This window comes from Staphylococcus caseorum, from assembly GCF_049943195.1.
Taxonomy (GTDB): Bacteria; Bacillota; Bacilli; order Staphylococcales; family Staphylococcaceae; genus Staphylococcus; species Staphylococcus equorum_A.
Window position 1 is genome coordinate 1,907,259 of the sequence record NZ_JBNFUA010000001.1, and the last position, 25,903, is coordinate 1,933,161.

The 25,903-nt window shown below is 36.2% G+C and carries 25 protein-coding genes and 1 other annotated feature; of the genes, 2 read left to right on the forward strand and 23 right to left on the reverse strand.

What is annotated here, in order from left to right:
• Positions 1 to 11: 11 nt before the first annotated feature.
• The 3 genes from ACP3TL_RS09855 to ACP3TL_RS09865 all read right to left on the reverse strand — a co-directional run bounded on the left by ACP3TL_RS09855 (position 12) and on the right by ACP3TL_RS09865 (position 1,740).
• Positions 12 to 407 (reverse strand): YveK family protein, encoded by a 396-nt coding sequence (locus tag ACP3TL_RS09855; protein ID WP_069833274.1) that lies wholly within the window; start codon positions 405 to 407, stop codon positions 12 to 14.
• A gap of 222 nt (positions 408 to 629) precedes the next feature.
• The gene (locus ACP3TL_RS09860) at positions 630 to 1,136 is read right to left on the reverse strand and encodes a GNAT family N-acetyltransferase (protein WP_069833275.1); all 507 of its coding nucleotides are present in this window, start codon (positions 1,134 to 1,136) and stop codon (positions 630 to 632) included.
• Positions 1,137 to 1,167: 31 nt separating this feature from the next.
• The gene (locus tag ACP3TL_RS09865; protein WP_069833276.1) at positions 1,168 to 1,740 is read right to left on the reverse strand and encodes a GNAT family N-acetyltransferase; all 573 of its coding nucleotides are present in this window, start codon (positions 1,738 to 1,740) and stop codon (positions 1,168 to 1,170) included.
• A gap of 341 nt (positions 1,741 to 2,081) precedes the next feature.
• Here ACP3TL_RS09865 and ACP3TL_RS09870 point away from each other — a divergent pair, with 341 nt between their 5' ends.
• The gene (locus ACP3TL_RS09870) at positions 2,082 to 2,525 is read left to right on the forward strand and encodes a hypothetical protein (protein WP_069817733.1); all 444 of its coding nucleotides are present in this window, start codon (positions 2,082 to 2,084) and stop codon (positions 2,523 to 2,525) included.
• A 148-nt stretch (positions 2,526 to 2,673) separates the two neighbouring features.
• On the opposite strand, the gene ACP3TL_RS09875 is transcribed toward ACP3TL_RS09870, so the two are convergent.
• On the reverse strand, positions 2,674 to 3,090 hold the full coding sequence (locus ACP3TL_RS09875; protein WP_285326013.1) for an AAA family ATPase: 417 nt from the start codon (positions 3,088 to 3,090) through the stop codon (positions 2,674 to 2,676).
• A gap of 136 nt (positions 3,091 to 3,226) precedes the next feature.
• Positions 3,227 to 4,417 (reverse strand): glycine C-acetyltransferase, encoded by a 1,191-nt coding sequence (locus ACP3TL_RS09880; RefSeq protein ID WP_069833277.1) that lies wholly within the window; start codon positions 4,415 to 4,417, stop codon positions 3,227 to 3,229.
• 191 nt (positions 4,418 to 4,608) lie between these two features.
• Between ACP3TL_RS09880 and ACP3TL_RS09885 the strand changes: the two genes are divergently transcribed.
• Complete coding sequence (locus tag ACP3TL_RS09885) at positions 4,609 to 5,790, forward strand: M20 family metallopeptidase (RefSeq protein WP_277575881.1); 1,182 nt, start codon at positions 4,609 to 4,611, stop codon at positions 5,788 to 5,790.
• A gap of 685 nt (positions 5,791 to 6,475) precedes the next feature.
• Here the strand turns inward: ACP3TL_RS09885 and tuf are convergent.
• From tuf to rlmB, 18 genes are all read right to left on the reverse strand, one after another.
• Positions 6,476 to 7,663: an elongation factor Tu gene (gene tuf / locus ACP3TL_RS09890; protein ID WP_285326010.1), complete on the reverse strand. Its 1,188-nt coding sequence runs from the start codon at positions 7,661 to 7,663 to the stop codon at positions 6,476 to 6,478.
• 222 nt (positions 7,664 to 7,885) lie between these two features.
• A complete protein-coding gene (gene fusA / locus ACP3TL_RS09895) occupies positions 7,886 to 9,976 on the reverse strand; it encodes an elongation factor G (RefSeq protein WP_069833280.1) in 2,091 nt (696 codons plus the stop codon).
• Positions 9,977 to 10,095: 119 nt separating this feature from the next.
• On the reverse strand, positions 10,096 to 10,566 hold the full coding sequence (gene rpsG / locus ACP3TL_RS09900; protein ID WP_002508565.1) for a 30S ribosomal protein S7: 471 nt from the start codon (positions 10,564 to 10,566) through the stop codon (positions 10,096 to 10,098).
• 70 nt (positions 10,567 to 10,636) lie between these two features.
• Positions 10,637 to 11,050, reverse strand: coding sequence for a 30S ribosomal protein S12 (gene rpsL / locus ACP3TL_RS09905; protein ID WP_002508566.1), 414 nt, complete (start codon positions 11,048 to 11,050; stop codon positions 10,637 to 10,639).
• A gap of 95 nt (positions 11,051 to 11,145) precedes the next feature.
• Positions 11,146 to 11,400, reverse strand: a complete 255-nt coding sequence (locus ACP3TL_RS09910; RefSeq protein ID WP_069833281.1) for a ribosomal L7Ae/L30e/S12e/Gadd45 family protein — start codon at positions 11,398 to 11,400, stop codon at positions 11,146 to 11,148.
• A gap of 159 nt (positions 11,401 to 11,559) precedes the next feature.
• Positions 11,560 to 15,156 (reverse strand): DNA-directed RNA polymerase subunit beta', encoded by a 3,597-nt coding sequence (gene rpoC, locus ACP3TL_RS09915; protein WP_176723006.1) that lies wholly within the window; start codon positions 15,154 to 15,156, stop codon positions 11,560 to 11,562.
• Positions 15,157 to 15,324: 168 nt separating this feature from the next.
• On the reverse strand, positions 15,325 to 18,876 hold the full coding sequence (rpoB, locus tag ACP3TL_RS09920) for a DNA-directed RNA polymerase subunit beta (protein WP_069833283.1): 3,552 nt from the start codon (positions 18,874 to 18,876) through the stop codon (positions 15,325 to 15,327).
• A 199-nt stretch (positions 18,877 to 19,075) separates the two neighbouring features.
• Positions 19,076 to 19,684 (reverse strand): class I SAM-dependent methyltransferase, encoded by a 609-nt coding sequence (locus tag ACP3TL_RS09925; protein WP_285326009.1) that lies wholly within the window; start codon positions 19,682 to 19,684, stop codon positions 19,076 to 19,078.
• Between the two features lie 259 nt (positions 19,685 to 19,943).
• The gene (gene rplL, locus ACP3TL_RS09930) at positions 19,944 to 20,312 is read right to left on the reverse strand and encodes a 50S ribosomal protein L7/L12 (protein ID WP_002508571.1); all 369 of its coding nucleotides are present in this window, start codon (positions 20,310 to 20,312) and stop codon (positions 19,944 to 19,946) included.
• Positions 20,313 to 20,352: 40 nt separating this feature from the next.
• Complete coding sequence (gene rplJ, locus ACP3TL_RS09935) at positions 20,353 to 20,862, reverse strand: 50S ribosomal protein L10 (RefSeq protein WP_069833285.1); 510 nt, start codon at positions 20,860 to 20,862, stop codon at positions 20,353 to 20,355.
• Between the two features lie 62 nt (positions 20,863 to 20,924).
• Positions 20,925 to 21,072: a sequence feature (ribosomal protein L10 leader region), on the reverse strand.
• Positions 21,073 to 21,157: 85 nt separating this feature from the next.
• The gene (gene rplA, locus ACP3TL_RS09940) at positions 21,158 to 21,853 is read right to left on the reverse strand and encodes a 50S ribosomal protein L1 (RefSeq protein ID WP_069833286.1); all 696 of its coding nucleotides are present in this window, start codon (positions 21,851 to 21,853) and stop codon (positions 21,158 to 21,160) included.
• 230 nt (positions 21,854 to 22,083) lie between these two features.
• A complete protein-coding gene (rplK, locus tag ACP3TL_RS09945; protein WP_002508574.1) occupies positions 22,084 to 22,506 on the reverse strand; it encodes a 50S ribosomal protein L11 in 423 nt (140 codons plus the stop codon).
• 335 nt (positions 22,507 to 22,841) lie between these two features.
• Positions 22,842 to 23,390, reverse strand: coding sequence for a transcription termination/antitermination protein NusG (nusG, locus tag ACP3TL_RS09950; protein ID WP_002508575.1), 549 nt, complete (start codon positions 23,388 to 23,390; stop codon positions 22,842 to 22,844).
• A gap of 14 nt (positions 23,391 to 23,404) precedes the next feature.
• Positions 23,405 to 23,584, reverse strand: a complete 180-nt coding sequence (secE, locus tag ACP3TL_RS09955) for a preprotein translocase subunit SecE (RefSeq protein ID WP_069833287.1) — start codon at positions 23,582 to 23,584, stop codon at positions 23,405 to 23,407.
• Positions 23,585 to 23,714: 130 nt separating this feature from the next.
• Entirely contained in the window at positions 23,715 to 23,858 is a 144-nt protein-coding gene (gene rpmG / locus ACP3TL_RS09960) for a 50S ribosomal protein L33 (RefSeq protein ID WP_002508576.1), read from the reverse strand.
• A 128-nt stretch (positions 23,859 to 23,986) separates the two neighbouring features.
• Entirely contained in the window at positions 23,987 to 24,556 is a 570-nt protein-coding gene (locus ACP3TL_RS09965; RefSeq protein ID WP_285326006.1) for a sigma-70 family RNA polymerase sigma factor, read from the reverse strand.
• Between the two features lie 72 nt (positions 24,557 to 24,628).
• A complete protein-coding gene (locus ACP3TL_RS09970; RefSeq protein WP_069833289.1) occupies positions 24,629 to 25,153 on the reverse strand; it encodes an NYN domain-containing protein in 525 nt (174 codons plus the stop codon).
• Entirely contained in the window at positions 25,150 to 25,899 is a 750-nt protein-coding gene (gene rlmB, locus ACP3TL_RS09975; RefSeq protein WP_069833299.1) for a 23S rRNA (guanosine(2251)-2'-O)-methyltransferase RlmB, read from the reverse strand. Before rlmB ends, ACP3TL_RS09970 begins: the two co-directional genes overlap by 4 nt.
• Positions 25,900 to 25,903: the final 4 nt, after the last annotated feature.

Sequence of the window (25,903 nt, forward strand, 5' to 3'; positions counted from 1 at the left end):
TAAAGATAAATCTAAAGTTTCATATCACTACCACTCTTAGTCTCTATATCAATATTAAGAACCTGTGAATCTGCCTCATTAGATACAGTTAGTATTTTATTAATTTCATCTGAAGAATATTTTCCATCTAATTCTTTAGATACTTTATCTATAATTCTTGGGCTTTTCACTATTTCAGCATATGTATTGACTAACTGTATATTGCTTTGAACTTCTTGTGCCATCATTTGTGAATCGCTTTCTTTTTGGTTTACTAATACCTGAGTAGACGCTTGATATTTAGAATCTAAAAAGAAAAAAGTAACTATAGCACTAATTAATAAACAAATAATGGGTAAAATTATCAGTAATTTTAAATTCTTCCTGATAATTTGTAATATTTTGGATAAATCTACTGTACTTTCCATATGAGCCTCCTAATAAATTTAGCATTCAACTTATTATAAATTAAATTAGGTAAATTACAACACTTCTTTACATTTTTTAAATAAATTTTGTTTAAAGTTTACATACGTATGGTATTACAAAACGTTTTTATCGCTATTTGTGAATTAATATTTTTGAATTAATACAACAAAAAAGAGAACGTAATAAATTACGTCCTCTTGGTTCTAACTGTTATTTTATTATTATGCTATCTCAATCTGGAAACGGCGTATGACTGTACCATCATCCAATGTGGAGGGTTCGATTTCTTCGCCACCGTTGTGCTTAATTACTGCTGCGGAAACTTCATTGTCTTGATCACATGTAATTAAAGCCTCTTGAACACCAATTCTTGATAAGTAGTCTAAAGATTTCTTCAACAACTTGTTGCCAAAACCTTTGCCACGGTATTTTTTGCGGATGCCGTAGCCAACATGGCCGCCGACTTTTTTCAGTTTATCGTTTAAGTTATGACGAATATTGGCAGCACCGATGATTTCATCATCATCTATTAAAAACAATGTCGTATTATCTACAGTTTGGTCATGTGATTTGTTATCTGCTAATTCGTGAACTATTTCTTCAAAATTACTATATTTCGTAATGTTTGTAATCTCAGGCACTACCTTTTCATCATGATCAATCCATTCTCTCATATAATCACAATATAATGCTTCGTCACCCATTGTTAATTCTCTAAATTCAACCATGTTGATACTCCTTCCTTCTAAGTTATTACTATTACTCATCTATGATTTCGTTGTGTGTATTTAAATAGTACACATAATGATCTGTCCATTTGCCATTCTCAAATATGAAACCTTTGCGCACACATTCGAATTGAAAGCCTACTTTTTCAATCAAACCGATTGAAGGCACATTATCTATATTGATATGTGCTTCAAGTCTGTGAAAATGCAACGTATCTCGTGCTTGTTTAACTAATTCTGTCACTGCTTCATAAGCAAAGCCTTGATTCCAATACTGATTGTGAATAAAATAACCAATTTCAGCCCACTGAAAATTGTCGCGGCTCAAGTTCTTAATATCAAGCATGCCTAAATGATTCATTTCTTTATCAAAAATCCCAAAGATATATAAATCATCTGCTTCAATAGCTTGTTGTTGCCTTACTATAAGTGCTGCAAACCACGGTTCAGTCGATTCTGACATGTCTACTTGACCTTTATCATATTTAAATTGAGACGGCTTACGGTTTACAAAACCACGCAACCATGTTTCGTAATCATTTTCTTCCAACGGTCTAATGATAAGGCGTTGTGTAGTAAAATGCAACCCTAAATTTTTTGTCATCTAAAATCCCCTTCATAGCGCTATCTGTTATCTAAACTATAACATTTTTCACTATGAAAGCGTATCATTCAATACGGCTTATAACTTAGATCTAGTTAATTTAAATTTATACCACTTTATTAAGATACATTTATGCTTTTCAGCTAATATTTAAAAGAACTTTTCTGTCATTAGAAAGACCATTAATCGATGGTGTAAAAATACTGTTTTGTGGGTATATGAATAAGTGAAAGCGTTGGATGAATTATATTGTGCTTAACCGTTTAGAATTACCTCTAGTAAAAAACACATCTCTTAACTATAAGATGACATGGGTTTGGTATCTTAAGGAGGTTTTTACTATGACTCATAATAGATCTAAAAAATTATTTCTGTTTTTTGGCGTACTGTCATGGTTATCAGTTATGATTTTATTCATTCTGCCAATCTTAGCGCCCTATCAAAATTTTATTGAATCTGAAACTGGTTTGGCTCTCGGTTGGATTATTGTACTACTTGCCTTTATCACGCTATTTTATGTCGCTATTGTAATACTAGATATATATAGCCCTATCGCAACCCAAGTATTGCAATTTGTACTGTTAACTGTAGTCATTATTTGTGCAGTACCGTCTATCACTGCGTTTATTCTGGCATCATTCGTTGTAAATATTAGTATAGTTGAAATATTTATACCAATTGTACTTGTTATACTAGCAAGTATGCTTCATATCTTATGGTTCACAATTCCATTTATCCAAAATAAACAAACGCGCAAACGTTTAAAGTCTAAAACAGGACTTTAAACACATTGAAAACCCTGCTCATTTTCATTATGTTTAATAACCATGTTACTAAAAAGTAGCATGGTTATTTTAATTATCGTGCATATCATTTAATATTTGGTGTAAAATTTTCGTTTCAGTCATCTCCTGATTAATACAAAAATTCACCTTAGACATTCAGGAAATCTCTTTCTATAAACCACTTTGCCATTTCTTGTTTATCAAAATTTGTATTTTCTTTCATATGGTGTCTGCGAACGGTCTCATTAAAAGCTAGGTCAAAATAATATACATATGCTTGTATGCCATCATATTCTATTAGCTTTTTTAGCATAGTACCATACTTTTGTTTATTTAAAATACCCTCAATAATTACGTAATTACAGTGCTTAATACCATATTCTGCAATTTTTTCTATTAAGTTAATAGACAAATTTCTAGGTTTATCTTTTACATTGAGCATATGCCTACGCACCTCATCTTGGCCTATTAACATTACTCCTTCACCTAGATAGTTTTGTATATTTTGAGCAATTGTACTTTTACCACTGCCTGAATTCCCTCTAATTATTATGAGTTTTGCCATTTACTCACTCCTAATTCATTTCCTGAAATTTTGTAGTTATTTTCAATTTATTCCCTTTTATTTCATAAAAAACGGGAGCAGGAGAGAAATCAAAATTTGATTTCATCTTCCTGCCCCCATAATGATTAAATCATTACTATTTAATTGTTCCTAGTTCTTTGCCTACTTTTTCATACGCAGCTAATGCCTGATCTAACATTTCTTTCGTATGTGCAGCTGTTGGCATGTTACGCACACGTCCTGTGCCTTTTGGAACCGTTGGGAAGACAATTGACTTCACATAGATGCCTTCGTCTTTCAAACGGCTACTGAACGCTTGTGTTTCTTTCTCATCACCAATAATAACCGGTGTGATTGGTGTTTCAGAGTTGCCAATATTAAATCCAAGTTCTTTTAATCCAGCTTTCAAATAATTACCATTATCCCAAAGTTTATCGTGTAATTCTGTAGACGCCATTAATTTTTTCACTGATTCAGTGATCGCTTTCGTATCTCCAGGCGCTAATGATGTTGAGAATAAGAATGGTCTTGATTGCACTTTTAACCAATCAATTAATGATTGTGTACCAGCTACATAACCACCTACAACACCAATCGCTTTTGATAACGTACCCATTTGGAAATCAATTCTATCTTGTAAGCCAAAATGTTTTACTGTGCCGGCACCTTTACCCATCACGCCTGAACCATGTGCGTCATCAACATAAGTTATTAAGCCAAATTCTTCAGCGATTTCAACAATTTCTGGCAGTTTCGCAACATCGCCGTCCATACTAAATACACCATCAGTGATGTACATAACTTTATTATATTGACCTGACTCTACTGCTTCTTTTGCTTTTGCACGTAAGTCTTCCATATCTGAGTGGTTTACGCGAATAATTTTTGCTTTAGATAAACGACAGCCATCTATAATAGATGCATGGTTTAGTTCATCTGAAAGTATCGCATCATGTTTATTCATAACAGCAGAAATTGCTGCCATATTACAGTTGAAACCTGATTGATATGCGACTGCTGCTTCTGTTCCTTTAAATTCAGCTAATTTTGCTTCTAATTCATCATGTAAATCTAATGTACCATTAATCGAACGTACTGCACCTGCACCAACGCCATGTGTATCAATTGCATCTTTCGCAGCTTGTTTTAAATCTTCATCTGTTGCTAGTCCTAAATAATTATTTGAAGATAAGTTAACGTAATGCTTTCCCTTGATTTGAATTTCAGGCCCATTCGCACCTTCAATTGTATCAATTTCATTGTATAACCCGTTATCTTTTAAATACTGAATATTTTCATCTAAAAAGCCATGTAGTGATTGTACCACTGCAAGTCCCCCTTTGGATTGTCTTTGTGTTTAAGTTAATCATAACCTATTTTTAAAATACATGGAAGTAGAATAACAATTATAAAGAAAGCGTTTTCTACAATTAGATTTGTACGTTAATATTTGGTGGTACAGTTAAGTTATTTTAAATGGTATACTGGATAAAAATGACTAAGGAAGAAGGGTTGAAGTTGTTTGATTGGTTTCAACTAGCGCAAGAAAAAGAAAGTAAAATGATACAAGTACGTCGGTACTTACATCAATATCCCGAATTATCGTTCGAAGAGTACCATACTCATGATTATATTCAAAATCAATTGAGTCAATTGTCATGTGAAATACGTACACCCGTAGGTCGCAATGGTATCGTTGCGACTTTTAAAGGTCGTGGCAATGGGCCTACAGTAGCATTACGTGCAGACTTTGATGCACTACCTATAGATGAGCTTACAGAAGTGGATTACAAATCTAAAAATCCAGGTGCTATGCACGCATGTGGTCATGATGGACACACGGCGACTTTATTAGGTGTTGCAGAAATTATAGAGCATCATCTACAGTTTTTAAATGGTAACGTGGTACTCATCTTCCAACATGGCGAAGAAGTAATGCCAGGTGGCTCTCAAGAAATGATAGACGATGGTTGTTTACAAGACGTAGACAAAATATACGCTAACCATTTATGGAGCGGTTATCCTACAGGTACGATTTATTCCCGTGCTGGTGCAATGATGGCTTCACCAGATGAATTTAATATTACAATTCAAGGTAAAGGTGGGCATGGTGCCAAACCACACGAAACCATTGATCCTGTAGTAATCATGGCTGAATTTATTATGAGTGCACAAAAAATCGTTTCAAGAACCATTGATCCCGTCAAACAGGCAGTGATAAGTTTTGGTATGGTCCAAGCAGGATCTGCAGACAATATCATTCCTGACACTGCGTTTTGTAAAGGCACTGTACGTACATTCGATACAGAAGTTCAAACTCATGTTATGACTAAAATGGATAAACTCCTACAAGGACTCGCTGTGGCAAATGACATCACATACACAATGGATTACATTAAGGGCTATCTACCAGTCCATAACAATCCAAATAGCTATGAAGTTGTTAAAAAAGCAGCAAACGATATTAACTTAAGATTCAACGAGTCAGAATTAATGATGATTGGTGAAGACTTCTCTCATTACTTAAAAGTCCGTCCAGGCGCGTTATTCCTGACTGGTTGTGGTAATCCAGAAAAAGATACAACACACCCACATCATAGTCCAAACTTCAATATTGATGAAAAAGCAATGAAATACACCGTTAGCCAATTCCTCAAAATACTAGAACTCGAAAATGTGATTGTTAAAACCACTTCGTAACTTCGTTACGTTAGTGGTTTTTATGCATGCGTGTCAACGCAGGCGTACCTCTGACTACTTCGTAACTCTGTTACTTTAGTAGTGCTTATGCATGAGCTTTAGCTCAGGTAATCCTTTTCCACTTAGGAATGAAATGAGTTAGTGGCGCTTATGCATATGTGATCAACTACAACACACAGGGATTCTATTTTTATATGAAATTTTGAAGATGTAATGATTTCTCTAACTACCTATATATACAAACAAGCACAATGCCAAAATGGCATTGTGCTTGTTTGTTTTCAATATTATTTTCGTTAATTCAATTATACTATCTTACTTAAAACGGCAGTTATTTGAGCCAAAGACTACAGACTAAGGCTTTGACCTCAGAAAGCAAGCGCAAAAACTATCAAAGACAAATGTATTAAGGCGTCTTAATACATTTGCGGATTGTTGCGGTTTACAATTTCCTTTGGCAATTACATTAAGAAGCCCTAATCTTATTTTGAGATAAGGGTTAATGTGGTTTACAATAGCTTTGCTATTGCATTAAGAAGCCCTAATCCTTTTCGGGTTTCTGTGGTTTACAATAGCTTTGCTATTGCATTAAGGCGCCCTAATCCTTTTCGGATAAGGGCGCCTATAAAAAAGAGCCTCCATAAAGGAGGCTCCTAAAATCTCTACCAAAGATAGAAATTATTTATTATTTAATAATTGAAGTTACAACGCCTGATCCAACAGTACGTCCACCTTCACGGATAGAGAAACGAGTACCATCTTCGATAGCGATTGGTGAAATCAATTCAACTTGCATTTCAACGTTATCGCCAGGCATAACCATTTCAGTACCTTCTGGTAAAGTAACAACACCTGTTACGTCAGTAGTACGGAAATAGAATTGCGGACGGTAGTTAGTGAAGAATGGAGTATGACGTCCACCTTCTTCTTTTGATAAAACATAAACGTCTGCTTTGAAGTTAATATGCGGTGTAATAGTACCAGGGGCAGCTAAAACTTGTCCACGAGAGATGTCATCACGTGATACACCACGTAATAAAGCACCAATGTTGTCGCCAGCTTCAGCATAGTCTAGTAATTTACGGAACATTTCAACACCTGTAACAGTTGTTTTAGTTGATTCCTCTTGCATACCAATGATTTCAATTTCAGCACCGACTTTGATTTGACCACGTTCAACACGGCCTGTAGCAACAGTACCACGACCAGTGATTGAGAATACGTCCTCAACTGGCATCATGAATGGTTTGTCAGAATCACGTTCTGGTGTTGGGATGAATTCATCAACAGCGTCCATTAATTCTAAAATTTTGTTTTCATATTCTTCAACGCCTTCAAGCGCTTTTAATGCTGAACCAGCGATTACAGGAACATCGTCGCCAGGGAAGTCATATTCGCTTAATAAGTCACGAACTTCCATTTCAACTAATTCTAGTAATTCTTCATCGTCAACCATGTCAACTTTGTTTAAGAATACAACTAATGCTGGAACACCAACGTTACGTGATAACAGGATATGTTCACGAGTTTGAGGCATTGGACCATCAGCAGCAGATACTACTAAGATACCGCCGTCCATTTGAGCAGCACCAGTGATCATGTTTTTCACATAGTCAGCGTGACCTGGGCAGTCAACGTGAGCATAGTGACGTTTTTCAGTTTGGTACTCAATGTGAGAAGTATTAATTGTAATACCACGTTCTTTTTCTTCTGGAGCGTTATCAATCATGTCATATGATTGAGCTACAGCGTCACCATTTTTTGCTAATACAGTTGCAATTGCAGCTGTTAAAGTAGTTTTACCATGGTCAACGTGTCCGATAGTACCAATATTGGCATGGGTTTTTGAGCGGTCGAATTTTTCTTTAGCCATTATAAAATCTCTCCTATTCGTTAGAAAATTAATTTTTAAAATTTATCTCTCATGACAGTTACTCACTGTCACGAGAAGAATATTTGTTACTTGTAATAAAGGACTATATAGTACCTTTATAATGCATTTCAGCTAAAAAATCAATTGATAAAACTGTAAGCTACATAATTAAGCTTTACATGTAATTAACAGCTAGACTGTTATCTTACAAAATAAATTTAATTACTCTGCTGAATTACCACTGTTTTTCTTGATAATTGCTTCAGCAACTGATTTTGGAACTTCTGCATAGTGGTCAAAGTACATAGTATACGTACCGCGACCTTGAGTGTTAGAACGTAATGATGTTGCATAACCGAACATTTCTGAAAGTGGTACAAAAGCGTTAACAACTTGTGCATTACCACGAGGTTCCATACCATCAACACGTCCACGACGAGATGTTACGTCACCCATGATGTCACCCATGTACTCTTCAGGCATTTCGATTGTTACTTTCATCATTGGTTCTAAGATAACTGGATCACATTTTTTAGCAGCTTCTTTAAGCGCTAATGATGCAGCAATTTTGAAGGCCATTTCTGATGAATCGACATCATGGTATGAACCGTCATATAATTTAGCTTTAACATCAATTAAAGGATAACCAGCTAATACACCGTTTTCCATTGAATCTTTAAGTCCTGCTTCAACTGATGGAATGTATTCACGAGGAACTACACCACCAACGATAGCGTTTTCGAATTCAAAACCGCCACCAGTTTCGTTAGGCGCGAATTCAATCTTAACGTCACCATATTGACCACGACCACCAGATTGACGAGCGAATTTACCTTGAACTTGAGCTGATTGCTTAAATGTTTCACGGTATGAAACCATTGGAGCACCAACGTTACATTCAACGTTAAATTCTTTCTTCATACGGTCTACTAAGATATCTAAGTGAAGTTCACCCATACCACCAATGATAACTTGTCCAGTTTCATCGTCTGTGTGTGCATGGAATGTTGGATCTTCTTCTTGTAACTTAACTAAAGCTGTAGTCATCTTGTCTTGGTCAGCTTTAGATTTTGGTTCAACAGATAAGTGAATAACAGGTTCTGGGAAATCCATAGATTCCAAGATAATGTCATTCTTCTCACCACATAAAGTATCACCAGTAGCAGTATCTTTAAGACCTACCGCAGCAGCGATATCTCCTGAGTATACTGTGTCAAGCTCTTGACGAGAGTTAGCGTGCATTTGTAGTAAACGACCTACACGTTCACGTTTACCTTTCGTAGAGTTCTTAACGTATGAACCAGATGAAAGATGCCCTGAATAAACACGGAAGAATGTTAACTTACCAACATAAGGGTCAGTCATTACTTTGAACGCTAAAGCAGCGAACTCAGCATCGTCATCAGCTTTTGCGATAACTTCTTCTTCTGGCTCATCAGCACGGTGTCCAACAATTGGTTTAACGTCTAATGGTGATGGTAGGTAATCAATTACTGCGTCAAGCAATAACTGAACACCTTTGTTTTTGAACGCTGTACCAACAAGAACTGGATAAAATTCAATATCATTAGTTGCTTGGCGGATAGCATCTTTTAATTCAGCGACACTGATTGCTTCGTCAGCTAAATATTTTTCCATTAATTCATCATTACTTTCAGCTACTGCTTCAATTAATGCTGAACGAGCTTCGTCAGCTCTTTCTTTATGATCCTCAGGAATTTCAATTTCGTCAATTTCAGTTCCTTCGTTATTGTTATATTTGAAACATTTCATTTCAACTAAGTCAATGATTGCTTCAAATTGATCTTCAGCACCAATTGGTAATTGAATTGGTTGTGCATTAGCTTGTAAACGGTCATGAATAGTGCTAACTGCATATTCAAAGTTAGCTCCCATTTTGTCCATTTTGTTTACGAAGACAATACGAGGTACACTATAGTTTGTTGCTTGACGCCAAACTGTTTCAGTTTGCGGCTCAACACCTGATTGTGCATCAAGTACTGTTACTGCGCCATCAAGTACACGTAATGAACGTTCAACTTCAACAGTGAAGTCTACGTGTCCTGGTGTATCGATGATATTTACACGGTGATCAGCCCATTCTGCTGTTGTTGCAGCAGAAGTGATTGTGATACCACGATCTTGTTCCTGTTCCATCCAGTCCATTTGTGAAGCTCCTTCATGAGTTTCACCAATTTTGTGGATACGTCCAGTATAGTAAAGAATACGTTCTGTCGTAGTTGTTTTACCAGCATCGATGTGAGCCATGATACCGATATTACGAGTTCTGTCTAAACTAAAATCTCTAGCCATGTATTTTTCTCCTTCCAGTATAACTGCGAATAAATACTATAAATATGGCGATGCCCTAAGCACACGCCTTAGATAGTAAACTATCAATGTGGAACATGCTCAGGGATAAAGCTACTATCCTACCAACGATAGTGAGCGAAGGCTTTGTTAGCTTCAGCCATTTTGTGAGTGTCTTCACGTTTCTTAACTGCGCCACCTGTATTGTTGGCTGCATCTAAGATTTCGTTAGCTAAACGCTCTTCCATAGTTTTTTCACCACGGTGACGCGAATAATTAACTAACCAACGAAGTCCTAAAGTCGTACGACGTTCTGGACGAACTTCAACTGGTACTTGATAGTTAGAACCACCTACACGGCGAGCTTTAACTTCTAATACTGGCATGATGTTGTCGATAGCTTCATCGAAAACTTCAACAGCTTCACGACCACTACGTTCTTGAACTAAGTCGAAAGCAGAATAAAGAATTCTTTGAGCTGTCCCACGTTTACCATCTAACATGATTTTGTTGATTAATTTTGTAACTAATTTTGAATTGTGGATTGGATCCGGTAATACGTCTCTTTTTGGTACTGATCCTTTACGAGGCATAATGTAAATCCTCCCTTCCTATTATAGTATAATTTTTAATTTTATAGCGAAAATTTACGCAATCTTAAACTTATTTTTTAGGTTTTTTAGCTCCGTATTTTGAACGACTCTTTCTACGTCCATCTACGCCTGAAGTATCAAGCGCACCACGTACAACGTGATAACGTACACCAGGTAAATCTTTTACACGTCCACCACGTACAAGTACAACACTGTGTTCTTGTAAGTTATGTCCGATACCAGGGATATACGCATTAATTTCGATACTGTTTGACAAACGTACACGGGCATATTTACGTAACGCGGAGTTAGGTTTTTTAGGAGCCATAGTACCTACACGAGTACAAACACCACGTTTTTGTGGAGAGTTTAAACTAGTGTATTTTTTCTTTTTGCTGTTAAAGTTTCTGTTCAAAGCTGGTGAACCGTATGTTTTCGATTTGCTTTGTCTAGGTTTGCGTACCAATTGATTAATAGTTGGCATTGAATGTTTCCTCCTCTCATCATTTATAATCCCACACATCCAGGTGGTTCATTTCAAGGGCAAATAAAATTTAGTAAGAATAATTCTTACTAATCTCATTTTAATAATGCAACAATTGTTGCATTAACGTTAATACCTACATATTCTCCTAAAGCTTGTTTGCTTTTGAAAAATAAAACAGGTATCTGTTTATGATTGATTTGACTTAACACGCGAGTCAGTAAATGAACTTCAACGTCTTCAGCAATAATCAATGATGTAACTTGGTTCTTATCCAAAGCCTTAAGCGTTTGTTTAAGTCCAATAACATGATGTTGTTTGTTAAAGCGTGCAACTTTTTCATTAGACATTAAAATATCCTCCAAAGTTCTGCTTGCATCAACCTTAATAATAATAACATCTTAGCTACTGTTGAGTCAACTTTAAATACGATAAATTCTTCAAAAAACATAAAAAACAAGTGACCGAAATATAATATCTCGATCACCTTGTTTATTTAGTAAAAAGAATTACATCTTAGTTGTCTCTGATTCTTCTGTAACTTCTTTATTTGGTGCAACTGTGTCGTATTTAACATCTCTGTAACGTCTCATACCAGTACCAGCTGGAATTAATTTACCGATGATAACATTCTCTTTAAGACCAAGTAAGTTATCACGTTTACCTTTAATTGCAGCATCTGTAAGTACACGTGTTGTTTCTTGGAACGAAGCTGCTGATAAGAAGCTTTCTGTTTCAAGAGACGCTTTCGTAATACCTAGTAAGACTGGTTTAGCTGTTGCTGGACGTTTACGTTCTTTAAATGCGTCACGGTTTGCATCAGTAAAGCTATGAATATCTACTAATGAACCTGGAAGTAATTTAGTATCTCCAGCTTCGATAATGCGTACTTTACGTAGCATTTGTCTAACCATAACTTCAACGTGTTTATCATCAATTTCCACACCTTGCATACGGTAAACTTTTTGAACTTCTTTTAATAGATAACTTTCTGTTGCATTTAAACCTGATACAGATAAGTAGTTCTTAGGCTCGATTGAACCTTCAGTTAGAACTTCACCACGTTCAACACCTTGGCCAACTTCAACTTTCAATCTTGAAGTACCTGAAGCTAAATATGATTTAGATTCGTTAGCACCTTTAATAACGATTTCTTGTTGACGGTCTTTCGCAATCTTGATGTCATCAACGACACCTTCGATTTCTGTAATCACGGCTTGACCTTTAGGATTACGTGCTTCGAAGATCTCTTGAATACGTGGAAGACCTTGCGTGATGTCACTACCTGCTACCCCACCTGTATGGAATGTACGCATTGTAAGCTGTGTACCTGGTTCACCAATTGATTGTGCAGCAATTGTACCAACTGCTTCACCAACTTCAACTTTTTCACCAGTAGCAAGGTTTTTACCGTAACATTTTTCACAAACACCATGACGTGTATTACATGTAAATGCTGAACGTATATACATTGATTCAATACCAGCGTCTGTAATTTGTTTAGCAATGTCTGCAGTAACTAATTGATCTGGTTGTACAATTACTTCATCAGTCTCTGGATGACGGACAGTTTCTTTAGAATAACGTCCTTCAATACGTTCGATGAATGGTTCGATCATTTCTGTACCTTCTTTGATATCAGAAACAAGTAGACCACGGTCAGTTCCACAATCTTCATCACGAACAATAACATCTTGAGCAACGTCAACAAGACGACGAGTAAGGTAACCTGAATCGGCTGTTTTAAGTGCTGTATCGGCAAGACCTTTACGCGCACCATGGGTAGAGATAAAGTACTCTAATACTGTTAAACCTTCACGGAATGAAGAAGTGATCGGTAATTCAATAATCTTACCTGATGGTGCAGCCATAAGTCCACGCATACCTGCTAACTGTGTAAAGTTAGATGCGTTACCACGGGCACCAGAGTCACTCATCATAAAGATTGGGTTTGTTTTATCAAGTGAGCCCATTAATTTTTTCTGAATTTGGTCTTTTGCGTCAGTCCAAATTTCAACAACTGCGTTATAACGTTCAAATTCAGTGATTAAACCACGGTTAAATTGTTTAGTAATTCTCTCAACTAATTTTTCGTGTTCATCTAAAATTTCTTGCTTATCTGGTAATACTACGATATCAGATACACCAACAGTGATACCTGCTTTAGTTGAAAACTTGAATCCTAAGTCTTTCATTCTGTCTAACATCATAGACGTATCTGTGATGCTGAAACGATTGAAGACTTCTGCAATAATATTTCCTAAGAAATTCTTATTGAATGGTTCAATTAATTCTTGATTATCGAAGTATTCTTTTAATCCGCCTTCTCCTAATTCAGTAGCAGATATGAAATATCTAGCTGGTGTTTTATTTTCTAAATTAGTTTGTGTTGGTTCGTTAATATATGCAAATGAATCTGGGATGATTTCATTGAATATAACTTTACCAACTGAAGTTAACAAGAGTTTTTGGTTTTGTTCTTCAGTAAATGTTGGATTATTAAATGATTTAGCATGCACACCAATACGTGAATGTAAGTGTACGTAGCCATTAGCATAAGCTTTTAATACTTCATTTGTATCATTGAAAATCGCACCAGTATTCACTGATTCTTTACGCTCTAAAGTTAAGTAATAGTTACCTAGCACCATATCTTGTGAAGGTGTTACAACTGGTTTACCATCTTTAGGGTTTAAGATATTTTGTGCTGCAAGCATTAACATACGTGCTTCTGCTTGAGCTTCTTTAGATAATGGTACGTGAACAGCCATTTGGTCACCATCAAAGTCAGCGTTGTAAGCTGTTGTAGCAAGTGGATGTAGACGAATTGCACGACCTTCAACTAATGTAGGCTCAAATGCTTGAATACCTAATCTGTGAAGTGTTGGTGCACGGTTTAAAAGTACTGGGTGTTCTTTGATAACATCTTCCAATACGTCCCAAACTTCATCATCCATGCGTTCAATCTTACTTTTCGCATTTTTAATGTTTGTAGCAATTTCACGTTGAACTAATTCTTTCATGATGAAAGGTTTGAACAATTCTAATGCCATCTCTTTAGGTAGTCCACATTGATACATTTTCAAGCTAGGTCCAACTGCAATAACTGAACGACCTGAATAGTCAACACGTTTACCTAATAAGTTTTGACGGAAACGTCCTTGTTTACCTTTTAACATATGAGAAAGAGATTTTAATGGGCGGTTACCTGGTCCAGTAACTGGACGGCCACGACGACCATTATCGATAAGTGCATCAACAGCTTCTTGTAACATACGTTTTTCGTTTTGGACGATGATGCCTGGAGCACCTAAGTCTAATAAACGTTTCAAACGGTTGTTACGGTTGATAACACGACGATACAAATCATTAAGATCACTTGTAGCAAAACGTCCACCATCTAATTGAACCATTGGTCTGATTTCTGGTGGGATAATTGGAAGTACGTCTAACACCATCCATGCTGGATTATTACCAGAATGTCTGAATGATTCAACTACTTCTAAACGTTTAATTGCACGTGTAAGTCTTTGACCTGTTGCTGATTCTAACTCATCTCTTAGTTGTTTGAGTTCAGCGTCTAAGTCGATTTCTTGTAGTAATTCTTTGATACCTTCAGCACCCATCTTGGCGTTGAATTTACCTGGGAATTTATCATAGTAATCTCTGAATTCTGCTTCAGATAATAATGTCTTTTGCTCTAAACCAGTTGGACCTGGATTAACAACAACATAAGAAGCGAAGTAAATAACTTCTTCTAACGCTCTTGGTGACATATCTAATAAAAGACCCATACGACTTGGAATACCTTTGAAGTACCAAATGTGTGATACAGGCGCAGCTAATTCAATATGGCCCATTCTTTCACGGCGCACTTTTGACTTAGTTACTTCTACTCCACATCTGTCACAAACCATACCTTTATAACGTACACGTTTGTATTTACCACAACTACATTCCCAGTCTTTCGAAGGTCCAAATATTCTCTCACAGAATAGACCATCTTTTTCTGGTTTTAAAGTACGATAGTTAATTGTTTCTGGCTTTTTAACCTCACCAAAAGACCATGAACGGATTTTTTCGGGTGAAGCAAGTCCTATTTTCATATAATGGAAATTATTTACATCAATCAAGGAGCCTACCTCCTTCAATTTAGATTAGCTGTGCAAATTGATTGATTGCTCTATATCAATAATGGAATAACCAAGATTAAGGCAAATACAAACATGTATTGTACCTTAACTTGGTGTATTCTTTTATAAACTTAAATGCAATTAGTCTGTTATTTCTTTCTGTGATTGTGGCGCTTCTTTTTGTTGAAGATCCACTTTACGTTCAACGACATCATCATCTTCAGTGTCTTGCATGTCAATTTCATTGTCATGCTCGTCCATAATCTTAACGTCTAACCCTAAACTTTGTAATTCTTTCATCAATACTCTGAATGATTCAGGAACACCTGGTTTAGTGATGTTTTCACCTTTAACAATAGCTTCATATGTTTTCACACGACCTACTGTATCATCGGATTTGTAAGTTAAGATTTCTTGAAGTGTATATGCAGCACCGTATGCTTCAAGTGCCCATACTTCCATCTCACCGAAACGTTGTCCACCAAATTGTGCTTTACCACCAAGTGGTTGTTGCGTAACAAGTGAGTAAGGTCCAGTTGAACGTGCGTGTAATTTATCGTCAACCATGTGAGCAAGTTTCAGCATGTACATTACACCAACTGAAATTCTGTTATCAAATGGTTCACCTGTACGTCCGTCATATAATACCGTCTTACCGTCACGAGCCATACCAGCTTCTTCAATTGTTGACCATACATCGTCATCACTCGCACCATCAAATACTGGTGAAGCAACGTGAATACCTAAGTTTTTAGCAGCCATACCTAAGTGTAGCTCTAATACTTGTCCGATATTCATACGTGATGGAACACCAAGTGGGTTCAACATGATATCGATTGGCGTACCGTCTGGTAAATAAGGCATATCTTCTTCAGGAACAAGTTTAGAAATTACACCCTTGTTACCATGACGACCACACATTTTGTCACCAACGTGTATTTTACGTTTTTGAACGATATAAACACGAACTAATTGGTTAACACCTGGAGATAATGTGTCGTCTCCTTCTTCACGGTTAAAGACTTTAACATCTAGAACAATACCACCTGCACCATGAGGTACGCGTAATGATGTATCGCGAACTTCACGTGCTTTTTCACCGAAGATTGCATGTAGTAAACGTTCTTCTGCAGTTAATTCTGTTACACCTTTAGGCGTTACTTTACCGACTAAGATGTCACCATCATTAACTTCAGCACCTACGTATACAATACCGCGGTCATCTAAGTTTTTAAGTGCACTATCTGAAACGTTAGGAATATCACGAGTGATTTCTTCAGGTCCTAGTTTTGTATCACGTGCTTCAGATTCATACTCTTCAATATGAATAGAAGTGTATACGTCATCTTTAACTAGACGTTCACTCATGATTACAGCATCCTCATAGTTATAACCGTCCCAAGTCATGAAACCTACAACTAAGTTTCTACCTAATGCCATTTCACCAAGTTCCATTGAAGGACCGTCAGCTAAAATTTCGCCTTTAGTCACTACATCGCCAGTAGCAATGATAGGTCTTTGGTTATAACATGTACCAGTATTTGAACGTTTGAATTTTGATAATGGATAGCGATCTAATTCGCCTTCATATTCTTGGCCATCTTCTTCAATAAGTCGACGTACAAGAATTTCATTAGATTCAACGTGTTCAACACGGCCTTTATGTTTTGCAACAATTGCTGCACCAGAGTCACGTGCTGCCACGTGCTCCATACCAGTACCTACAAATGGTGATTCAGGATTCATCAATGGCACTGCTTGACGTTGCATGTTTGCACCCATCAATGCACGGTTAGAGTCATCATTTTCTAAGAAAGGAATACATGCTGTCGCAGCAGAAACAACTTGCTTAGGTGAAACATCCATGTAATCCATTTTTTCTTTAGCCATAACTGTGTTATTACCACGGAAACGACAAACAACTTCGTCTTCTACGAAACGACCATTTTCATCTAATACAGAGTTTGCTTGAGCTACTACATAGCTGTCTTCTTCGTCAGCAGTTAAGTAGTCAATTTGATCTGTGATTGAATGTGTTTCAAGATCTACTTTACGGTAAGGTGTTTCAATGAAACCAAATTCATTCACACGCGCGTAACTAGAAAGTGAGTTGATAAGTCCGATATTCGGACCCTCTGGTGTTTCGATTGGACACATACGACCATAGTGAGAATAATGAACGTCACGTACTTCCATTTGAGCACGTTCACGTGTTAAACCGCCGGGTCCTAATGCTGATAAACGACGTTTATGTGTTAACTCAGCTAATGGATTGGCTTGGTCCATGAATTGTGATAATTGAGAACTACCAAAGAATTCTTTAATAGATGCAATAACAGGACGAATATTGATTAGTTGTTGAGGCGTAACAGAATCAGTGTCTTGGATAGACATTCTTTCACGTACAACACGTTCCATTCTTGATAAACCAATACGGAATTGATTTTGTAATAGTTCCCCTACTGAACGTAGACGACGATTACCTAAATGGTCAATATCATCTGTAAAGCCAATACCACTTAATAAGTTAAAGAAGTATGACATTGATGCAATAATATCTGCTGGTGTAATACATTTCACTTCTGAATCAGGGAAAGCATTACCAATCACTGTAGTTGTACGTCCTTCTTCATCGTTCGGAACGTAAACTTTGATTGATTGAATCTCAACAGGTTCATCAATAACAGTACCTTCTAATTCAAAGACTTCACTATTTGCATTTGCTTCTAGTACATCCATAACTTCATCTAAATTACGACGATCTAAGACTGTACCTTCTTCAGCTACAATTTCACCTGTTTCAGTATTAACAATTGGTTCAGCTAATTTCTGATTGAATAAACGGTGTTTCAAGTGAAGTTTTTTATTCGCTTTGTAACGACCTACACTAGCTAAGTCATAGCGTTTCGGATCAAAGAAACGAGAATATAATAAGCTCTTAGCATTTTCAACTGTAGGCGGTTCGCCAGGGCGTAAGCGCTCATAAATTTCTAATAATGCTTGATCAGTATTTTCAGTACCATCTTTTTCTAAAGTATTACGTAGGTACTCGTTTTCACCTAAAAGATCAACGATTTCTTGATCAGTTGAGAAACCTAAAGCACGTAATAATACTGTTAATGGTAATTTTCTTGTTCTATCAATACGTACATAAACAACATCTTTCGCATCAGTTTCATATTCTAACCATGCACCACGGTTAGGAATAATTGTTGCATCGAAGTTTGTACGACCATTTTTATCTAGTTTTTCATTGAAGTATACGGATGGTGAACGAACTAATTGTGAAACGATTACACGTTCAGCACCATTTATTACGAATGTACCTGTATCTGTCATTAATGGGAAATCGCCCATAAATACTTCTTGCTCTTTCACTTCGCCAGTTTCTTTGATGATTAGACGTACTTTTACACGTAGAGGTGCAGAATACGTTGTATCACGGTTTTTTGATTCTTCTAAATCATATTTCGGTTCTCCGAGTCTATAATCTACAAACTCTAAAGAAAGATTGCCTGTGAAATCTTCAATCGGAGAAATGTCTCTAAACATTTCTAATAAACCTTCTTCTAAGAACCACTCGTAAGACTCAGTCTGAATCTCAATTAAATTCGGTAATTCTAATACCTCTGAAATTCTCGCATAGTTTCTACGTTTACGATGTCTTCCATATTGGACAAATTGACCTGCCAAACAGATTCACCCCTCAAAAATTGCGTGTTTACTTTTACTAAATGAGCCAATATAATGAGATAAAAAGAAAACGGTAGCATACCAAATGACACCATTTTCCATTTTACCTCATATACATTGTTCATTTACACGTAAAAGTACACACTTATTGAACATAAATTTTTACATTCTATTACTATATCAGATTGATACTTTTAAATCAAGCTTTCGTGCTTCTTAAAATGTAGTAACCTTTGTCTTTTGCTAAGACTTCTACATTGTTAAAAGTGTCTTGCATTTTTTGCTTTGCTGATGGCATGCCCTGCTTTTTTTGAATTACGACATAAAGCGCGCCACCTTGCTTTAATACCTTATATGCGTCTTCTAAAATGCTGTGAACGACTTTTTTTCCTGCTCTAATCGGTGGATTAGTCAGCATAAAATCATAAGCGTCAGCATCTACCTGTGATAAACCATCACTTTCTTTGATTTCCACATTGTCTATACGGTTCTTTTTTCTGTTTTTTCTTGATAATGATAGTGCACGCTGATTAACATCAACCATCGTCACTTCATGATGCGGGGAAGTTTTTGCAATCATTAAACCGATAGGGCCATAACCACAACCAACATCCAAGATGCGTTTAGTAGGACCAGGAGGATATGCTTTCAAAAAAGTTTTCACTAATAAATCGGAACCAAAGTCAATCTTCCCTTTTGAAAAGACGCCCGAATCCGTTACTAGCTCTAATTTACAGTTATCGCAGGAGTACGTAAAAAGCAACTCATCACTTTCTACTTCAGGATTTTCATCATAATAATGACTCATGACTACACCTCTTTTAATCTAATTATCCTTAGATTAATACTATACCCATTTCATAGGTCACATCATGGTCTAGCCACTGTGCAAACCATAGATATAGATCAAATAAGATAAAACCCCGTTATACTAATAACGGGGTTTTCATTTCTCAAAGATTTCAGATAAAATACATTTCACTTAAAATCAGCGTACCGAAGTAGCGATGTATTAAGCTGCTTGTATCATCTTCAATATATAATTATTAACTGTTAGACAGCAAAAATTATTTGATTTCTACTGTAGCGCCAGCTTCTTCTAAAGTTGCTTTAAGTTCTTCAGCGTCTTCTTTAGCTAGTCCTTCTTTGATTACTTTCGGAGCATCGTCAACTAAACCTTTAGCGTCTTTTAATCCAAGACCAGTTGCTTCTTTAACTGCTTTAACAACTTTGATTTTAGATGATCCAGCTGAAGTTAATTCAACGTTGAATTCAGTTTGTTCAGCTTCAGCGTCGCCGCCACCTGCTGCGCCTGCTGCTGCTACTGGAGCTGCTGCAGTTACACCAAATTCTTCTTCAATTGCTTTTACTAAGTCGTTTAATTCTAAAACTGACATTTCTTTGATTGCTTCAATGATTTGTTCTTGATTAGCCATTTTAATATTCCTCCATTAATTGTTATTATTTTATGCGCAATTATTCAGCGCTTTCTTCTTTTCCTTCTTTTTCTTCTCCAATTGCTTTAACCGCATAAGCGAAGTTGCGTACTGGAGCTTGTAATACTGATAAAAGCATAGAAACAAGACCGTCGTGTGATGGTAATGTACCAACAGTGTTAACTTGTTCTGCTGAGATAACATTGCCTTCCATAACACCTGTTTTAACTTCTAATGCTTTATGTTCTTTAGCGAATCCCGCGATAACTTTCGCTGGAGCAACTACATCTTCAGTTGAAGTTGCGATTGCAGTAGGACCTACTAAGAATTCATTTAAACCGTCAATACCAGCTTGTTCAGCTGCACGGCGAACCATAGTGTTTTTGTAAACTTTATACTCAACACCAGCTTCACGTAATTGCGAACGTAATTCAGTTACTTCAGCAACAGTTAGACCACGATAGTCAACGATAACTGTAGATACTGAGTTTTTAAGTTGTTCTGCAATGATATCAACTTGTTGTTGTTTTGCATCGATGATAGCAGACATTTAGACACCTCCATAGATTTAGTTTGGTGCTTTTTATCTTGAGTCACTGTCCTTACAAACATTACTCAATAAAAAAAGCACTTTCTACCCGTGGCAAAAAGTGCTTGAAAGATCTAAATTCTTCACGTTCAAGTCAATTTTAGCCTCGGCAGGATATAATTTTAAGTTATCACTAACTCCTACTGTCTTAGGTAAAATAATACATTAACCAATATAACTGGTTTCATGTGTTATGTCAATATTTATTTGAGGCTGAAAGCAATACTTTCAACCTCAAAATATTTTATGTTAATAATTATAGTTTAAAGCCTGATGTGTCAACTTTAACTCCAGGACCCATTGTTGTAGTTACAGCAACAGATTTGAAGTAAGTACCTTTAGCTGATGCAGGTTTTAATTTAGTTAAAACGTCTTGTAAAGTTCTGAAGTTTTCAACTAATTTTTCAGTATCAAATGATGTTTTACCAATTGATGCATGAATGATACCTGATTTTTCAGCACGGTATTCAACTTTACCAGCTTTGATTTCTTCAACTGCTTTAGTAACATCCATAGTTACTGTTCCAGTTTTAGGGTTTGGCATTAAACCTTTAGGTCCTAATACGCGACCAAGTTTACCAACTTCGCCCATCATGTCTGGTGTAGCTACTACTACGTCGAAGTCGAACCAACCTTGTTGGATTTTTTCTACGTATTCACCTTCACCAACGAAATCAGCACCTGCTGCTTCTGCTTCAGCTGCTTTTTCGCCTTTTGCGAATACTAATACACTTTGTGATTTACCAGTACCGTTTGGAAGCACTACTGCTCCACGGATTTGTTGATCATTTTTACGTGTATCAATACCTAAACGGAATGCTACTTCAACTGATGCGTCAAAGTTAGCAATGTTTGTTTCTTTAGCTAATGCAATCGCTTCTTCAACACTGTAGTGTTTTTCACGATCGATTTTGCTAGCTACTTCTTGATATCTTTTGCTTTTTTTAGCCATTTCATGTTCCTCCTTCAGTGGTTTTAGCGGAATTCCCTCCCACATTTACTTGTTTTCACAAGTTAAGAGCAGATAACAGAGAGGTTTAATTGTATTTTATCGTTGGAATGAACTTCCTTAATAAATGACATTTATTCCTCATATTACGACAATATTGAATGCTGTCATCATGTTTGTCTTTTCTGTCATCTGCTTCTATCGTCAATCTATGTTTTCATTACTCATTTTAATTATTGAACTGTAATACCCATACTACGAGCAGTACCTTCGATAATACGCATAGCTGCTTCTTCGTCTGCAGCGTTTAAATCTTGCATTTTTTGGTTTGCAATTTCACGTACTTGATCTTTAGTTACTGTTGCTACTTTGTTTTTATTAGGTTCGCCTGAACCTTTTTCAACGCCAGCAGCTTTTTTAAGTAGTACTGGAGCCGGTGGTGTTTTTGTAATAAATGTAAATGAACGATCTTCATAAACACTAATTTCTACCGGTATGATTAAACCTACGTCTTCTTGTGTACGTGCGTTGAATTCCTTACAGAATCCCATGATATTCACACCTGCTTGACCTAATGCCGGACCAACTGGTGGTGCTGGATTTGCTTTACCTGCAGGAATTTGTAATTTAACTACTTTTTCTACTTTTTTAGCCACGATGTGCACCTCCTTGATATCGTGATGTGGTCACAGGACTCAGTTTTGTCCTCCCACTCTTCTACATTTCGTGACGAAATGAACGCTCTATGAGCGCGACCACAGTATTATACCATTAACCCGTTTGATTACGCAATGGTAAAGTGTAACTTTTTTAAACAACATCTTATCACTTTAGTGATTAGATGTTGTTATGCATGAGCTTCAGCTCAGGTAATCCTTTTACTAAACCTTATCAATTTCATTGATAAGGTCTTCTTATGCATGTAAAGTGGCTCTTCTCGCTTTAGCGGGATTAGTGCCACTTATGCAAGTGCCTTAGCACTTGTAATCATTTATAGTTTTTCAACTTGATCAAATTCTACTTCTACTGGTGTTTCTCTACCAAACATGTCTACAAGAACAGTAAGTTTGAATTTATCAGCCTCAATTTCTTGAACTTCGCCAACTTGATTAGCAAATGGACCTGATTTAACTCTCACTTGTTCACCTAAATCCAATTGAACATCAATTGTTTTCTCTTTCATGCCCATTTGTTTAAGGATGAAACGTGCTTCATCTGGAAGTAATGGGTTAGGTTTAGATCCAGAACCAGCTGAACCAACAAATCCTGTTACACCAGGTGTATTTCTCACGATATACCATGATTCATCAGTCATCACTAATTCAACTAATACATAACCAGGAAATGTTTTTTTAGTTAATGTTTTGGCTTTACCATCTTTAACTTGTGTTTCTTCCTCTTCCGGTATAACAACTCTGAATATTTTTTCTGTCATATTCATAGATTCAACACGTTTTTCTAAATTCTTTTTAACTTTATTCTCATAACCAGAATAAGTATGCACAGCATACCAACGCTTTGCGTCAACTTCTTCAGACATGTCGTCACTCCTATCTATTTAATTAACTCTATAATTCTACCAATTCCTAAGTCTAAGGCATAGAAGAACACTAAGAAAAATACTACTGTACCTACAACAATGACTGTGTACTTAAATAATTCTTCTTTCGTCGGCCAACTTGTCTTTTCCATTTCTGATTTTACGCCTTGGAAGAAATTTTCTTTTTTAGCCATTAACAAGACCTCCGTATTATTTCGTTATTCCTTATTTGCTTATTCCATACAACAAATCAAGCAAATACAATACTCTCAACTTAGTTGGAAAGATATATTCACTCAACTGATTACTTAATATGTCATCTTATTATTTTGATTCCTTGTGCATCGTATGTGCATTACATCTCGGACAATGTTTTTTTAATGTCATTCTAGATGTAAGGTTACTTTGTTTCGGAACATTATAATTTCTACTGCCGCAGACTTCACAATTCAGTGGTACTTTTTTCATTAGACTTCACCTTACTCATTATAATACCAATCTACTATACAGAACTACTGAGTCAATTGTCAATTATCAACAATCCACTCAATCATGCTATTTTCGTGATACTGGCACGAGATATAGCATACATATTTTCAATTTTCCAAACAACGTCTTATCTTTATTTTACAACGATGTATGGCATTGTAAACTACTTTGATGTTTAAATTTAAAATTTGTGCAATTTCCTGTGGTTTATAGTCTATTAAAATATAAATTATAATGCGTTGTTCTAAATCGGTCAGCCTTTTCAAGCACTGTTTTAATTGCGAAGATATTTCCCGTGCAATGATGTATCTGTCTATAGGTTGTTCAGATTTCGAATTATTATAAGCAACTATAAATTCATTCACAAGTATTTTCTGACGGCGTTGTGTATACATTTTTTTGCGTATATAATCATTTCTAACATTTTTTATAACGCAATTGACATAATGTTCTAAAGGCGTAGCTTCTGTAAAATCAAAACGGCTTAACACACCATACAATTTCAAAAGTACTTCTTGGCACAAATCTTCTTTGTCACTCGGATGAACTGAAAAATGATTTAATCTTTTATTAATCAATGGTGTGATTTCATCAATAATTTGCTCTACATCAGTTTCACTTTGTAATCGCTGCTTCGAATAGGTTGTACATTCATTGCTGTAAATTCTATCAAACATGTCCATTATCCTTTCCTTAAAGTAAGGATAGGATACAGAGTTTGCTATAAAAAAATCAAGAGTACGAAATAGTTATTTGTGATTATCTCCACGTCTTAATTTTTCAAATTCTTTAAGAATTTCATGAGAGAGCTCGATTCGTGTTCGTGGCTTTTGTTCGTTGAAGCCATCGAGCTTTTTAGATACAGAAACTTCATTCTCTCTTAAGTCTCTCCACATCTCTCTTGAAGAAATACGATAAGCTCCGGCACCGAATATTGCATGTTGTTCACTCATATCGCTCGTAACAACCGTAATATGTCTTGTGTGTTTCTCATATAAATCATAGACGTAACGTTCTATATAACTGTCTGCCGTTTCTTTTTCTTTTGTGAATATCGTTTTAACCCCGTGGTACATATATTCTGAAGGTGGGCCGGATTGTTCATAAGCATCAAAAACGCAGACGACTTCATCAGCTATTACAGCATTGTAATTCGCTATAGCTGTAAGTAATTGATCGCGTGCTTCCTCGAGATTGTCCTTTGCTATACGACTTAAGTCCTGCGATTGTCCTATCATATTATAACCATCAATGATTAAATAACGATCCTTCATCTCTTATCTCCAATCTGATGACGTTTGCGGTAAACCTCATACATCATCAGACTTGCTGCTACAGACGCATTCAAACTATTAACATGACCGACCATAGGAATATTGATATAGAAGTCACATTTATCTTTTACTAAACGGCTCATACCTTGTCCTTCGCTTCCAATCACAATCGCTAAAGGCATAGCTGCATCCATTTCCCTATAATCCGTTGAATTCTCCGCTTCAGTACCAACAACCCAATAACCATTGTCTTTTAAAGCATCAATCGTATTCGCTAAGTTCGTCACACGAATCACAGGTATGTGCTCTATTGCACCTGTAGAGGCTTTAGCTACCGTTTGTGTTAATGCAACTGAACGTCTCTTAGGAATGATAACTGCATCCACACCTGAGGCATCAGCCGTTCTTAAAATCGATCCTAAATTATGTGGGTCTTCTAAACCATCTAGTATAAGTACTGTAGATAATTTGTCTTGTGCTTTTTGCTTAATCAAAAATTCGTCGAAATCTGCATATTCATATGGTGCAATATATGCTGCAATCCCTTGGTGAGGTGACTCTGACAATCCGTCTATTTTAGATTTCGGCACTGTTTGTACAATGATTTTTTGACTATTTGCCTTTTTTAAAATTTCATTTATTTGACCTTTTTTGATAGTATCTTGAATTAAAATCTTATTAATTGTATGTCCTGAGACAATCGCTTCTTTTACTGCATGGCGACCGACTATAACTATCTCTTCCACAGTA